At 40.0% G+C, this 14,765-nt stretch carries 9 protein-coding genes; 7 read left to right on the forward strand and 2 right to left on the reverse strand.

The window, feature by feature from the left end; translation table 11 throughout:
• Window positions 1-54: 54 nt before the first annotated feature.
• From mutS to ABVZ64_RS10995, 5 genes are read left to right on the forward strand one after another with little or no spacing between them, the layout of a single operon-like run.
• On the forward strand, window positions 55-2,676 hold the full coding sequence (mutS, locus tag ABVZ64_RS10975; protein WP_352401054.1) for a DNA mismatch repair protein MutS: 2,622 nt from the start codon (window positions 55-57) through the stop codon (window positions 2,674-2,676).
• 17 nt (window positions 2,677-2,693) lie between these two features.
• On the forward strand, window positions 2,694-4,595 hold the full coding sequence (gene mutL, locus ABVZ64_RS10980; RefSeq protein WP_352401055.1) for a DNA mismatch repair endonuclease MutL: 1,902 nt from the start codon (window positions 2,694-2,696) through the stop codon (window positions 4,593-4,595).
• A gap of 11 nt (window positions 4,596-4,606) precedes the next feature.
• On the forward strand, window positions 4,607-5,548 hold the full coding sequence (gene miaA / locus ABVZ64_RS10985) for a tRNA (adenosine(37)-N6)-dimethylallyltransferase MiaA (RefSeq protein WP_352401056.1): 942 nt from the start codon (window positions 4,607-4,609) through the stop codon (window positions 5,546-5,548).
• Window positions 5,549-5,575: 27 nt separating this feature from the next.
• Window positions 5,576-6,505, forward strand: a complete 930-nt coding sequence (locus ABVZ64_RS10990; protein WP_352401057.1) for a putative ABC transporter permease — start codon at window positions 5,576-5,578, stop codon at window positions 6,503-6,505.
• 20 nt (window positions 6,506-6,525) lie between these two features.
• Complete coding sequence (locus ABVZ64_RS10995) at window positions 6,526-8,070, forward strand: D-alanyl-D-alanine carboxypeptidase family protein (protein WP_352401058.1); 1,545 nt, start codon at window positions 6,526-6,528, stop codon at window positions 8,068-8,070.
• Window positions 8,071-8,185: 115 nt separating this feature from the next.
• Here ABVZ64_RS10995 and ABVZ64_RS11000 read toward each other — a convergent pair whose 3' ends face one another.
• The gene (locus ABVZ64_RS11000; RefSeq protein ID WP_352401059.1) at window positions 8,186-9,070 is read right to left on the reverse strand and encodes a DegV family protein; all 885 of its coding nucleotides are present in this window, start codon (window positions 9,068-9,070) and stop codon (window positions 8,186-8,188) included.
• A gap of 144 nt (window positions 9,071-9,214) precedes the next feature.
• Between ABVZ64_RS11000 and ABVZ64_RS11005 the strand changes: the two genes are divergently transcribed.
• Entirely contained in the window at window positions 9,215-11,407 is a 2,193-nt protein-coding gene (locus ABVZ64_RS11005) for a DNA topoisomerase III (RefSeq protein ID WP_352401060.1), read from the forward strand.
• Complete coding sequence (locus ABVZ64_RS11010) at window positions 11,408-12,685, forward strand: methionine gamma-lyase family protein (protein WP_352401061.1); 1,278 nt, start codon at window positions 11,408-11,410, stop codon at window positions 12,683-12,685. It begins immediately after the preceding gene.
• A gap of 460 nt (window positions 12,686-13,145) precedes the next feature.
• Here the strand turns inward: ABVZ64_RS11010 and ABVZ64_RS11015 are convergent, their stop codons facing one another.
• The gene (locus tag ABVZ64_RS11015) at window positions 13,146-14,678 is read right to left on the reverse strand and encodes a putative polysaccharide biosynthesis protein (protein ID WP_352401062.1); all 1,533 of its coding nucleotides are present in this window, start codon (window positions 14,676-14,678) and stop codon (window positions 13,146-13,148) included.
• Between the last annotated feature and the right edge of the window lie 87 nt (window positions 14,679-14,765).

A 14,765-nucleotide genomic window follows, 5' to 3' on the forward strand; every position in this document is an offset into this window, starting at 1 on the left:
TCAGCTTATTTGCTACATATTTTATACGGTATGGTGAAGAGGGGGGAAGCGATCATGGCAAAAATCACGCCTATGATGCAGCAATACTTTGAAATAAAAGAAAATTATAAGCATTGCTTGCTTTTTTTTCGTTTAGGGGATTTTTATGAAATGTTTTTTGAAGATGCAGTGATCGCCTCAAGAGAGCTGGAAATTACCCTTACGGGAAAAGATTGGGGACAAGAAGAGCGTGCACCAATGTGCGGAGTACCCTTTCACTCCGCTGATGGCTATATTGCAAGGTTAGTGGAAAAGGGATACAAAGTAGCAATCTGTGAGCAGGTGGAAGACCCTAAATTGGCCAAAGGCATTGTAAAGCGAGATGTTGTTCGTGTCATTACACCAGGAACTGTATTAGATAATGCCGTTTTGGATGAAAGAAAAAATAATTATATCTTGGCGGTATATGGCAGTGGGGCAGGATTTGGTATCTCTGCTTGCGATGTTAGTACAGGGGAGTTTCAGACCACAGAGTTTGCCACAATACAAGCGGCAAATAAAATTTTAGATGAGATCGCTCGCTTTTCGCCAGCCGAGGTGATTTGCAATGAGGCTTTTTTGAACAATCCTTTGGCGAACCAAATTCAAGAGAAATTTTATCTATATTTAAACGATATTGACAACCGTATGTTTGATTTTGCATCAGCAAAAGAAACAATTTTAAAGCATTTTCAAGTAAAAAGTTTAGATGGCTATGGCTTAAATAAAAAGCCTATGGCAGTGGCAGCTGCAGGGGCGTTGCTCTGGTATCTATTGGAAACCCAAAAAAACCAATTAAACCATATTTCTTCCGTGAAATATTATGCAACGGCGGATTTTATGTTGCTGGATGTTTCTAGCCGTAGAAATTTGGAGCTTACAGAGACTATGCGAGAAAAAAGTCGAAAAGGCTCTTTGTTATGGGTTTTGGATAAAACCCAAACTGCTATGGGCGCAAGGCTTCTGAGAAAATGGGTAGAACAACCATTGTTGTCGGCAATGGAGATACAAAAAAGATTAGACGGGGTGGAGGAACTCTGTAGGGATTTGTTTTTGAGAGAGGAAATAAAAGATATCCTACACGCTATGTATGATTTTGAGCGTATTATGAGCCGGGTTATTTATCAAAGTGCCAATGCAAGGGATCTGGTGGCACTGAAAAATTCCATCCAAAATTTACCTATGTTAAAAAACATTTTGGCTAGATGCAAAAGTTCTTATTTGGTTGAGCTTTGCCAAAATCTTGACCCGTTAGAAAATATATACACCTTAATTGAGCAAGCGATTGTGGAGGATCCTCCTTTTTCTGTAAGAGAAGGTGGCATGATAAAGGCTGGTTTTCATGGAGAGTTAGACACATATGCCCAGGCCAAAGAAAAGGGAACAACCTGGATACAGCAGATGGAGGAAGAAGAAAGAGAAAAAACAAACATAAAAAACCTAAAAGTTCGTTTTAACAAGGTTTTTGGTTATTATATAGAGGTTACAAAGTCTAATATCAAAGAGGTGCCAGAGCGTTATATTCGTAAACAAACCCTGGCCAACTGCGAAAGATATATCACCCCAGAGTTAAATGACCTAGCGGAAGTAATTCTGGGTGCGGAAGAAAAAATTGTAGCCATGGAGTATCAGTTGTTTACGGAAATTAGAAATGCTGTTGCTGCTGAGGTAGAACGAATCCAGTATTGTGCATATATCGTATCTGTGGTGGACGTTTTGCAATCTTTGGCTGATGTGGCACAAAGTATGAACTATATTAAGCCAACTGTGGATGAAGGAGATGTTATTTCTGTCAAGGATGGTCGTCACCCAGTGGTAGAAAAGATGATACAAAATCAGTTTATTCCCAATGATGTTTATTTGGATCAGGATGAAACACGACTGGCAATCATTACTGGTCCTAATATGGCGGGAAAGTCCACGTATATGCGCCAAACAGCTTTGATTGTTTTGATGGCTCAGATCGGTAGTTTCGTTCCTGCAAAAGACGCACATATTGGTATTGTAGATAGGATTTTTACAAGGGTTGGCGCTTCTGATGATTTGAGTGCTGGACAAAGTACCTTTATGGTGGAAATGACAGAAGTGGCTAACATACTGAATAATGCCACGGCAAAAAGTCTTTTGATTTTGGATGAAATCGGACGGGGAACCAGTACTTTCGATGGTTTAAGTATTGCTTGGGCGGTTTTGGAGCATATTGCTGATGCCAAGCAGATTGGGGCAAAAACATTGTTTGCAACCCATTATCACGAGCTTTCCGAACTGGAAGGGAAACTTCCCGGTGTGAAAAACTATTGTATTGCCGTTCAAGAGGTGGGGGAAGATATTATCTTCCTTCGCAAAATCAAGCGTGGAGGGGCCGATCATAGCTATGGGGTACAGGTAGCTAAATTGGCTGGGTTACCACCAAAGGTCATTCGTCGTAGTGGACAAATTTTAAAGCAGCTCAATGCCGCTGATATTACAAAAAAGGCAAAGAAAATAGCTGTGGAGTCTAGGGAAAATTCGGAAGAAGCGGCCAAACAGATTGATATGTTTTCCATTGCCGAAAATATTATGATAGATGAAATCTGCAAATTGGATGTCATGTCTATGACTCCCATTGAAGCATTGCAGACCCTCTTTGAGCTACAACAGAAAGCAAGAGGGCTGTGAAAGGAAGGAGGATTTCCTTGCAAAACATTAAATTGTTAGACACAAAAACGATCAACAAAATTGCTGCGGGTGAAGTGGTGGAATCCCCTAAATCTGTGGTCAAAGAGTTGGTGGAAAATGCCATTGATGCAGGGGCAACCTCAGTAACTGTTGAAATTAAGGAAGGGGGTATTTCTTATATCCGTATTTCCGACAATGGCATTGGTATCCCAAAGGATGAAGTAAAAACTGCTTTTTTACGCCATGCTACTAGCAAGATGAGCCAGATTGAAGATTTGGAGCAAATTTTCACCCTTGGTTTTCGTGGAGAGGCTTTGGCCAGCATTGCCGCTGTTGCCCAGGTTGAAATGACAACAAAAACCCAGAATGAAGAAGTGGGAACTTATATTGAGATAAGTGGCGGTGAGCTTAAATCTATTCAGGATGCTCCTTGTATGGTTGGAACAAGCATTACTGTGAAAAATTTGTTTTACAATGTTCCTGCCAGAAGAAAGTTCTTGAAAAAACCAGCCACCGAAAGTGGTTTTGTTTCTGATTTGATGAATAAGTTGGCTTTGGGACATCCAGAGGTTTCTTTTCGCTACATAAACAACGATACAACAATGCTCCATACTGCGGGAAATGGAGATCTAAAGGCGTCTGTTTTTTATGTTTATGGAAAAGAGGCATCAAATAGTATGATTTCCGTTACTTATCAGAAAGGGGAATATGGTCTTTCTGGCTTAATAGGTAAGCCTGAGCTTTCCCGAGGAAACAGAAATTATGAAAACCTATTTATCAACGGCCGCTTTATTAAAAATAAGGTTGTGTCCTCTGCGGTGGAGGATGCCTATAAAACGCGCTTGCTGATTGGTAAATTTCCTGTTTTTGTTTTGAACATGCAGGTTGATCCCAGCCAAGTGGATGTCAATGTGCATCCTGCAAAATTAGAAGTTCGGTTTAAAAATGATAATGAGGTTTATGATTTTTTCTATGATGCCGTTTCCAAAGCACTAGAGGAGTTGGTGTTGATTCCTCAGGTGACATGGGATAAAAAAAGCACAGAAAAAATAATGCCTAAGGTTAACGTTGAACAGCAAAAAATTGAAGATATACCTGCTTATAAAGTGAACACACTCCCCTTGACAGAAAAAACTGCTACGAATTTAGGTATGGGGAAAACCGTGGATCAGCTTTTGCATAGACAGACAAAAGTGCAAACCCAGGTTCGTCAAGGCACCGAGACTTTTTTTGTTGATCCAGAAATCACTGAGAAAAGAGAAGCTTTGGGCCAAAAGCCACAATTAGAACCCCAACAAGTGGGTAAGCCAATAGAAACACCAAAGGTAGAGCCATTTTTCAAACAATATAAAATCATAGGGCAAATCTTTCAGACATATTGGATGATTGAGCAAGGGGAATGCTTATATTTGATTGATCAGCATGCAGCTCATGAACGAATTTTGTATGAGGAATTGATGAATGGCTTTAAAGGGGAAAGTGTGGTTTCTCAGAGGCTTCTGGAGCCCCAAATGCTAAACTTAACCCCATCTGAAATGGAAATTCTAAAAGAAAACAGAGCCCTTTTAGAAGGCTTTGGTTTCGAATTTGAAGGGTTTATTGGTGATCAATATGCATTAAAGGCCGTTCCTTATTTATTAGAACAGCCTAGTGGAGTAGAATTTTTCACTGAAATATTGGATAGCCTTGCAGAGCAAAAGATTCGAACAGTTTATGATATGAAGTTGCTAACTGTGGCAACTATGGCTTGTAAAGCGGCCGTAAAAGGCCATGATCGTATGAGTTTTCAGGAGGCAGAGGCAATGGTGGGACGGTTGTTAAAGCTGGAAAATCCATTTTCATGCCCTCATGGAAGGCCAACCATTATTGAAATGACCAAATACGAGTTGGAAAAGAAATTTAAAAGAATCCAAAATTAAAGGGTGATAAAATGAAAAAACCTTTCGTAATTATTGGAGGACCCACTGCCTGTGGAAAAACTTCCTTGTCCATTGAATTGGCAAAAAAGATAAATGGTGAAATCATTTCTGCCGATTCTATGCAGGTTTATCGTTATATGGATATCGGTACGGCAAAAGTGACGGAGGAAGAAAAACAGGGCGTGCCCCACTATTTGGTGGATGAGTTATATCCTGATGAGGAATATAATGTTATGGTCTTTCAGCAAAAAGCAAAGGCGTATATGCGTGACATTTGGGAAAAAGGCAAAATTCCGATTTTGGTTGGTGGAACTGGGTTTTATATCAATGCGTTGCTTTTTGACAATGACTTTACAGAAACGGAAAACGATACATCATTTCGAGAAGCTTGCTACGCCCAGGCTGAAAAAGAAGGCGTCGAAGCTTTATTTGCAAGGTTGAAAGAGGTTGACCCTGAATATGCTCAGACCATCCATGCGAATAATGTAAAGCGTGTGAGCCGAGCATTGGAATATCATTATTTAACGGGAGAGAAGTTTTCTGTCCACAATGCGGAACAAAAGGTAAAATCCAGTCCTTATAATGCTGCTGTCATTATATTAACGATGGAGCGTGAAAAGCTTTATGAGCGTATCAATCATAGGGTTGACCTGATGATGGAGCAAGGGCTGCTTCAGGAAGTGAAGGGACTTTTGGATCATGGATACCATGCTGGTCTGGTGTCCATGCAGGGGCTTGGATATAAGGAGTTTATACCTTATTTTCAAGGAGAATGCACCTTGAAAGAAGCAGTAGAGCAGTTGAAAAAAGGCACTCGCCACTTCGCCAAAAGGCAGCTGACTTGGTTTCGCCGCCAAATAGATGGCCTTTGGGTAGACTTATCTAAGGCGGATTTTGATATGGCCATGACAGATGTTTTGGAATATTTGCGAGAAAAAGATATTACACATTAATTATTAAAAAAAAGAAGTGATACATGAATGTGGTCAATAGAAATAGGGGGATTTCCTTTTTTTCAGTTGTACGGCTTTTTTATCATTTACAGTTTTCTAGGTTGGCTTATGGAGTCTATATTTGTTTCTGTTTCCAATGGAAGGTGGATAAACCGTGGATTCATAAGTGGTCCTTTTTGCCCCATTTATGGTACGGGAGCTGTCTTGGTGATTGTTTTATTGGCTCCTTTTCAGCATAATAGGATGGGATTATTCCTTGGTGGTATAGTTGTTGCTACGGTTTTAGAATATTTGATTTCATTTCTGTTGGAAAAAATTTTTCACGCAACTTGGTGGGATTATAGTAATATGCCCTTTAATCTAAGAGGTAGAATTTGCTTAATTCGTTCTCTGGAATGGGGTGTATTAACGGTAATTATGATTCGAGTAATTCAACCTCCCATTCAGCACTTTGTAGAATGGATACCCCAAACATTGGGAGAATTCCTGGGGGTAATAATATTAGCATACCTCATCTTAGATACCTGCATCACTGTAATGAATATTTTCCAGTTTAAAGAAAAAATGGCAAGGCTAGGGGAAACAAGGCTTGCTTTGCGTGAAAAAATGGAAAATATCAAGCTGTTTGAGGCTAGAAAAGATGTTTTGGATTATTTAGAAAGCTTGCCAATAGCTGAAGTAGTGGGGAATATAAAGGTAAAGATAGAAGAATGTACAGGTCAATTAGTAAATTTAAAAGAAGAAGAACAATTGAGGTTGGATTTACTTATGTCAGAGTTCAAAGAGAAGCTGGATCGGCATGAGAGAATATTGAGGAAAAGCAATATTACCGAGCGTCGTTTGATGAAAGCCTTCCCAGGCTTAACGTTTAAAAAGTATAACGATGAGTTTAGAGCATTTAAAAAGGAGATCTTACAAAAAAATAAATTGGATGAAAAGAAAGGACATAGGCAATGAAAAAGCTACTGAGGAAAAAAATGACGCTGTTGTTAGCCCTAACCATATTTTTAGGTGTGGCTGGGTGCAGTAAAGAGGATGAACCATTACCAGAAAATGCGGTTAATACAGAGAACACAGAGAACACAGAAAAGACCCCACAAGAGGAAGCACAGGATGCCTCCACTGGTGATAAACCCGTGCTTCAGACTGCATTTGTTCAAGCAAAGGGCGAGCCAAGTATTGCAGCGGCGTCAGCAATTCTGGTGGAGCAGACCACAGGGACAATTTTGTTTGATAAAAATGCAAAAGAAAAGATGTACCCTGCCAGTATGACAAAGATGGTAACTGCCCTTGTGGTTATGGATCATTTTAATGCGGATGAATTGATAACCGTAGGAACAGAGATTAATGAAGTTTCTCTGGACTCCAGTAAGGCTGGACATATTTTGGGTGAAACACTAACAGTAAAGAACTTAATCCGTGGATTAATCATTCCTTCAGGAAATGACTCTGCCAATGTTTTGGCTGCTGCTGTTGCTAAAAAAGTAGAAAATGACCCCAACCTGTCTTTTATAGAAAGCCAGAATGTTTTTGCAAAGCTGATGAATGAAAAAGCAAAGGAATTGGGGGCAGTGAATACTCATTTTACCAATGCCCATGGTTATCATGATGAAAATCATTATAGCTGTGCATATGATATGGCTCTTTTTGCTCGTGCGTATTTGGACAATAGCACTCTAACAGAAATAGCAAATGAAAAAAGTTTTGCAGGTAATGGTGCAGATAATATGTTTGTGCAGAGCGAAGGTATGAAAACCCAAGATTATGCTTGGAGAAGCCATAACCTACTGATTACAGACAATGAATATAATTATAGTTATGCTTCAGGCATCAAAACAGGCTTTACAAATGAGGCTGGTCACTGTGTGTCAGCAGCAGCAGAAAAAGATGGGAACATCTTTATTGCAATTATCTTTAACTCTCCCGATCCCGGGCGTTGGGTTGATGCCAAGAGCCTGTTTGAGTTTGGTTTTAATTCCTACGAAAAAGTGCATCTTGGTAAGGTTGCAACCCCAGTGGAGGAAGTACCTCTAACCAAGCATAATCGTTTGGAAGGGGATACTTTGGGTGTAGTATTTAACCGGGATGTGATAACATATTTACCAACTGGAGCGGGAAGCAAGATTACAACAAACACCGTATATGAGGAAAAATATTTGGACGAGAATAAAGATGGAACCTTTAAGTTAAAAGCGCCCATTGCCAAAGATGAAAAGATAGGAACAGTTTCTTTTCAGGTTGACGGTAAAACTGTCATGACGGAGGATGTCTATGCTGGACGCGGGGTAACAAAGGGAACCATTTGGAGCAATATCAAATATTTCTTTAAGAATTTTACATCCATTATTTTCTCAAAAAATGGATTGATTGGTCTGGGGGTAATCGTAGGTATATGTGTTCTGCTCTTTGTTGGTTTCCGTATTTTGGGAGGTAGACGAAGAAAAAGATACTCCGGCGGATATTCATTGCGCCAGCCATCTTCCCTTCGAAGAGGACGCAAAAGCCGTAGAAGGTTTAAATAAATTTATGTTTTAGAATAGATTTTTAATATGATAGGAATGCAACATACGAATCTAAAAAAGGCTGGTATCGGTTCAACCCAATACTAGCCTTTTTTGATTGACATGATTTAAATGATTAAGCATATTCATGTTTTTTGACATAGCAAATGCCAATTGCAGTGGGACCCGCATGGGTACCGATTGTAATACCAACTTGTGTGATTGCTGGCGTTATTACATCAAATCCCTCTTGCTTTAGTTCTTCTGACAATTCAACGGCAATCTCTTTGCGCTCTTTTTCTGCGTATAGTAAAATTAGGCGATACTGATCTTTTTGGTTTCCTATTTCATTGCGGGTCATATCCATAATTGTGCGAAGAGCCTTCTTATGACCTCTTACCTTATTTTCGGGGAATAACTCTCCGTGTTGCGCAATAATAATAGGTTTAATATTTAGAATTGTGCCTGCCAAAGCAGCAGCTTTACCAATACGACCACCTTTTTGCAGATGTTCCAAAGAATCAACGGTAAAATTAATTTTTGTTGTCCCTTTGATTGCTTCAATTTTTTCTAATTGTTGATCCAGGTTGTATCCCTCATCACGCATACGGAGGATTTCCCAAACCAATAAGCATTGTGAGCCTGTTACATTTCTAGAATCTAGAACCTCAATGCGTGATTCGGGGTAGGATTCATTCAAGATATTTTTTGCATTTACTGCACTCTGAAATGACCCACTAAAGTTTGAGGTTAAACATAGGCATAGGATATCTTTGCCTTCTTTTAGGTTGGGTTCAAAAACATCCATATAATCCTGAATTGTGGGTTGGGATGTTTTTGGGAAAATAGAAGTTTCATTTATTTTATCGTAAAAATCATCGGGTGATAATTCGTAAACTTCTTTATAATATTTCTGTCCATCGAAGGAAACAAAAAAAGGAACAATCCCTAATCCTGTTTTTTCAATGTATTCTGGCGCTATATCACATGAGCTGTCAGAAATTACTTGATATGGTCGCATAAAGTACCTCCATCAAAATTTAATTGCTCCTAGAGTTATTCCATTCTAAATCAATTTTCAATTTATGTCAATAAAGCAAAGGAGTGTTTGCCTTTCTACAATAAGGGTGGTATACTTTGGAAAGGTGAAAAAGGAGGTAGGTAAATGGGCAGAATTTTAGTGGTGGCCGAGAAACCATCCGTAGCCCGGGACATCGCAAAAACACTGGGTTCTACGCAAAAAGGCGATGGCTGTTTGCTGGGAGAAAAGTATGTGGTTTCTTGGGCTATTGGGCATCTGGTTACCCTTGCTGAGCCAGAGGATTATAATCAAAATTTTAGAAAGTGGAGCTTTGCTTCTTTACCTATCATACCGGAAAAAATGGAATTAAAGGCAATTAGCAATACCCGTTCTCAGCTGAAGATACTGCATAAATGGATGAATGATAAAGAAATTGATTCCATCATCTGTGCTACGGATAGTGGGCGAGAGGGTGAGTTAATCTTTCGATATATTTATGAAATAACAAAATCAAAGAAACCATTTCAGAGGCTTTGGATTTCCAGCATGACGGAGCAAGCCATCAAAGAGGGTTTTGCAAATTTAAAAGATGGCACGGAGTACGATTTACTATATCGTTCTGCCAAGTGTCGTTCTGAGGCGGATTGGTTGGTTGGTATGAATGCTACCAGGGCTTATACGCTGCGCTATAATGTACTTCTAAGCATCGGTCGCGTTCAAACCCCCACCTTAGCACTCATAGTGGAAAAACAAAAAGAGATAGATGCTTTTGTTTCTAAGGATTATTATGAGGTACAAGCAGACTTTGGCGGTTTTCAAGGGTTTTGGATTGATCAGGAAGAGCAAACCAAGATAGAGGATGGGAGCAAAGCAAAAGAGATATCCCAAAAGGTGAAAGGGGAAGATTCTCAGGTTGTAAAGGTAGAAAAAGAAGAAAAAAGAATGCCTGCACCGTTGCTTTACGATTTGACAGAGCTCCAAAGAGAATGTAATAGAAAATTCGGCTACTCAGCAAAGAAAACATTAGATATCGCCCAAGGATTATACGAAAAAAGAAAAATGATTACTTATCCCAGAACGGATAGTCGGTATTTAAGCGATGATATGAAGGGCAAAGTGCAAAATACCATGAAGCGCTTAGGCGAGTTGGAATTGTTTCAGGAATTTGTATCGCCCTTAGGCGGGGAAAAGGGGTTACCCTTTTCTAAGCGAATAATTGATAACACAAAGGTGACAGATCACCATGCCATTATTCCAACGGATGTGCGGCACCGCTTAGATATCTTGACTGAGGAGGAAAAAAATGTTTTTCTCTTAGTTGCCGTAAGGTTTGTTAGCGTGTTTTATCCTTTCTACCGTTATGAGGTAACAAAGGCATATTTTGTCTCTCAGGAAGAACGTTTTTTATCTAAGGGGACAGTGATTTTGGATGAAGGCTGGCAAGCTCTTGAGAAAAAAATAATTCCTGCAAAGGGAAAAAAAGAAAAAAACAATGATGAGCAAAAGATTCCTCCCCTTTCAGAGGGAGAAACTTATAAGATGATTGAGGCAAAGGTCCTAAAGAAAAAAACAACACCGCCCAGACCATTTACAGAGAGTAGTTTGCTTTCAGCCATGGAAAATGCAGGCCGTTTTGTTGAAGATGAAGTCTTAAAAGAACAGTTGAAGGACAGTGGCTTAGGAACTCCTGCCACAAGGGCGGCTATCATAGAGCGTTTGCTTGCAGTTGGCTATATCACCAGAAAAGGTAAAAATTTGATCCCAACGGAAAAGGGAATGCAGTTGATTCAGGTTGTTCCTGATGAGTTATGCTCACCCCAAACCACGGGCAAGTGGGAAAAAGGTTTGGCCTCCATTGCCAAGGGTAAAATGGAGGAACAAAGGTTTATGGATAGCATCAAAAGATATGTTTCGTTTTTGGTGGGAGATGCTGCTCGTAGGAAAACTGATGTTATTTTCCCTGAGGAAGTGAAAAAAGGAAAGTTAAAAGGTCAAAAGCCATTGGGGAAATGCCCTGTTTGTAAAGAGGGCGATGTTTTGGAGAATAGTAAAGCGTATTTTTGTGGCAGGTGGAAATCAGGTTGCAAGTTTACCGTTTGGAAGGACAGCCTTGCACCCTATGGAATTAGCCTTACGAATAAAACAATACAGACTCTATTAAAAGATGGAAGAATACCCGATGTGATGGTTACATTACCACAAACAGGGGAAAAAGGAAAGGCTATCATGATTTTGTCTGCTGATGGCAGAGGGCGCATTGAATTAATGGATTTTACAAGGGCTGTAAAGAAACGAGGGGATACTTCCCCACAAGAAAATGAAGGAGAGACAGAATAAATGAAAAGTATGTACCAAGAGTTAGGAATTGCCCCAGAGGTAGAGGCATTTTGTGAAAAGGTTTTAGTTGATTTAAAGGAGCGTTTTCAAAGCATTGACTCCATTGCGGAGTATAATCAGTGCAAGGTAATTGCAGCAATGCAAAAAGAGCGAGTAGATGCGACTTGCTTTGCAGGAAGTACAGGCTATGGATATAACGATGCAGGCCGTGATACCTTGGAGAAGGTTTACGCTGCCTGTTTTCAAACAGAGGCGGCGTTGGTACGTCCCCAAATTACTTGCGGAACCCATGCCCTTGCCATTGCACTTTCTGCAAATCTCTTACCGGGGGACGAATTACTTGCTGCCGCTGGCAAACCTTATGATACATTAGAATCTGTGATTGGTATCCGTCAGGCACCTTGTTCCTTAAAGGAATACGGCGTAAGCTACCGCCAGGTGGATTTATTGGAAGACGGCACTTTTGATTTTGAAAATATTCGTAAAGCAATCAATGAAAAAACAAAGGTGGTTACCATTCAGCGTTCCAAAGGGTACCAAATGCGTCCAACTTTTTCTGTGGAGAAAATTGGAGAGTTGATTTCCTTTGTGAAGGAGATTAAACCGGAAGTTATTTGTATGGTAGACAATTGCTATGGCGAATTTGTAGAAATCATTGAGCCTTCTAATGTGGGAGCAGATATGATTGTTGGCTCACTGATCAAAAACCCAGGTGGTGGTTTGGCACCCATTGGTGGCTATATTTGTGGCACACAAGCTTGTATTGACCGTTGTGCTTATCGTTTAAGTGCACCTGGGTTAGGCCAGGAAGTAGGGGCTAGCTTAGACGTTATGCGTTCTTTATATCAAGGGTTCTTCCTTGCTCCCAATGTAGTTGCTGGGGCTTTAAAGGGTTCCATTTTTGCTGCAAATGTGTATGAAAAGCTGGGATTTGCAGTTGTCCCTAATGGCACAGAATCACGCCACGATATTATTCAGGCCGTAGAATTGGGAACTGCTGAGGGCGTAATTGCTTTTTGTGAGGGCATTCAGGCGGCTGCTCCGGTGGATAGTTATGTAAGACCAGAGCCTTATGCAATGCCAGGTTATCAGTGTGATGTAATTATGGCGGCGGGTGCATTTGTTCAAGGTTCTTCCATTGAGCTTAGTGCTGATGCACCCATTAGACCACCTTATTCTGTTTATTTCCAAGGCGGTTTGACCTGGTACCATGCAAAGTTTGGCATCATGATGTCATTACAAAAATTGTATGAAAGAGGCTTAGTAAAGCTAGTATAATAAATAATTTAAGTCTTACAAAGGCACCATCGGTTTAAAACGATGGTGTCATTTTTTTTGTTCAATATCAAAAATTTGTAGTTATAACTTCATTCCTATCTTTGAAATATGAGTGACACCAATTCTATATCCTTGTTCTCCTGGTTTTCATGGACATATATCCACAATAATCCCACCCTTGTTCAATCCGTTTTTGAATCACCTCTTCAACATTATGAAAGGTATCCTTTAATCCTTTACCAAGTCCCAGCCACAAAGGTCAGATGTTAGTCTAACGAACTCAACTTTTTTCAATTTATAAGCCCCCTTACTACTATGCCTAGGTACCCTTGAAACGAATTGTCTTTTTAGAGGTATCATAGCCCCCTGGAGGATAGGTAATCAACTAGGCAACTCTTTTTTAGATGGTCTTGAATAAAATCACATATTGTTTTAGATGTAGCGATTCCTAGTCCTTTGGTTAAGCCTTCTTTTTCTTTCCCAAAAAGGTTGCCATGTTATCTTTTGAAAAACAGCCCAACATCAAAAGGAAGACCAGATATAGCAGTCCCATGGCTGTTAAAGAGAGTAAGAAAAGCAGTTTTGATGGTGTGGAAATCCGTATGATATAGCGAATAATTAGGCCCGATGCTGCCCCTGCCAAAAGGGGTTTAATAAAACAGTCACCTAAATCGGGAAATACACCTGTGCGCTTAAACAACTTATGTAAACATGAACCAACTGAGTATGCCATACCAGCCGCCCATGAAATCAAAAATGCAGGGATTCCATAAAGGGGCATAAAAAACCAAATTCCTGCAATGGTAATTGCAGAAGTAATGAGATTGTTTCTAAATAAAAATAGTTGTTCACCCATGCCGTTTAAGAGTCCGTGGAGGGTGGTTTGGGCATATAAAAAGGGGCATAAAAATGCCAAAGGGAACAATAGCTCTCCTAGGTTTTGGCGATTATAAACGATGTAACAAATTTCTCTGGGGAATACGGCAAAAAGAGCGGCGGCACCAATCCCCACGATGAAAGTAAACAAAAATGTAACCGAAACTGTCCGGCTGATTCTCGCCTGTTGTCTGACAGCACAAGCCTCAGAAATTTCCGGTACCAAAGAAACAGAGGCAGCCATTAAGCAAGCCGAAGGTAACATAATTAAGGGCATTGCCATACCTGTTAGTTCACCATAAGAGCTTAAAGCTTGTGTGGCATTCTGTCCATAAAGTTGTAATTGACGAGGTATTAAAATATTTTCTGTTGTAGAAAGTAAGGATGCTGCAATTTTTGTTGCAGAAAGAGGCAGTGCCATGGTCAAAATCATATTACAAGTTGCAGTAGGTGAAAGTGTGGGTTTTTTAATCATTTTCTTTCTTCTCTTAAAGTGTAGATAGCTAATTGCAACGAAACCAAATGATAAAAATTCCCCCAGAACCACGCCCGCAACTGCGGCACAGCAAGCGTAGGTTAACCCCATAGGAACAAAAACACCTGCTAAAAGGTATATGGTAAGAATACGAATTGCTTGCTCAAAAACTTGAGAAAATGCTGGAACAAAGGCATTTTGAAGGCCTAAAAAGAAACCTCGAAAGCAAGAACCGGCGGCCATGAAGGGTATTGCAAAGGAAAGCAGTCGTAAGGAAAGGGCGGCTCGACCATCCTTTAAAACCACCATAGCAATTTGGTCGGCGAAAACAAACAAACAGCCAGAAACAATGAGGCTGACTAGGAGAGAAAGTAGAATTGATTGCTTTACAATGCGTCCGATATTTCCAGATTGTCCCAAAACATTCTCCTGTGCCGTAAGACGAGAAATCGTCGTGGTGAAGCCAGCGGAGGTAATACTCCAAGTTAGAATATAAATGGGTAAAATCAATTGGTATAAACCAATGCCTTCAGCACCAATGGCGTTAGACATAAACACACGGTAAAAGAACCCCATGAATTTTGTGATTAAATTGGCCGCTGTTAAAATCAACGTCCCTGTAATAATTGTTTTTCTGCTCATTCCATCACCTTATGTACGGGTATTGGTACATATTATGAGGAATTATGGAAATAAAGTAATACTTTTTTGCAAACATGATGAACAATA

The organism is Anaerotignum sp. (assembly GCF_040307045.1).
Lineage (GTDB): Bacteria > Bacillota > Clostridia > Lachnospirales > Anaerotignaceae > Chakrabartyella.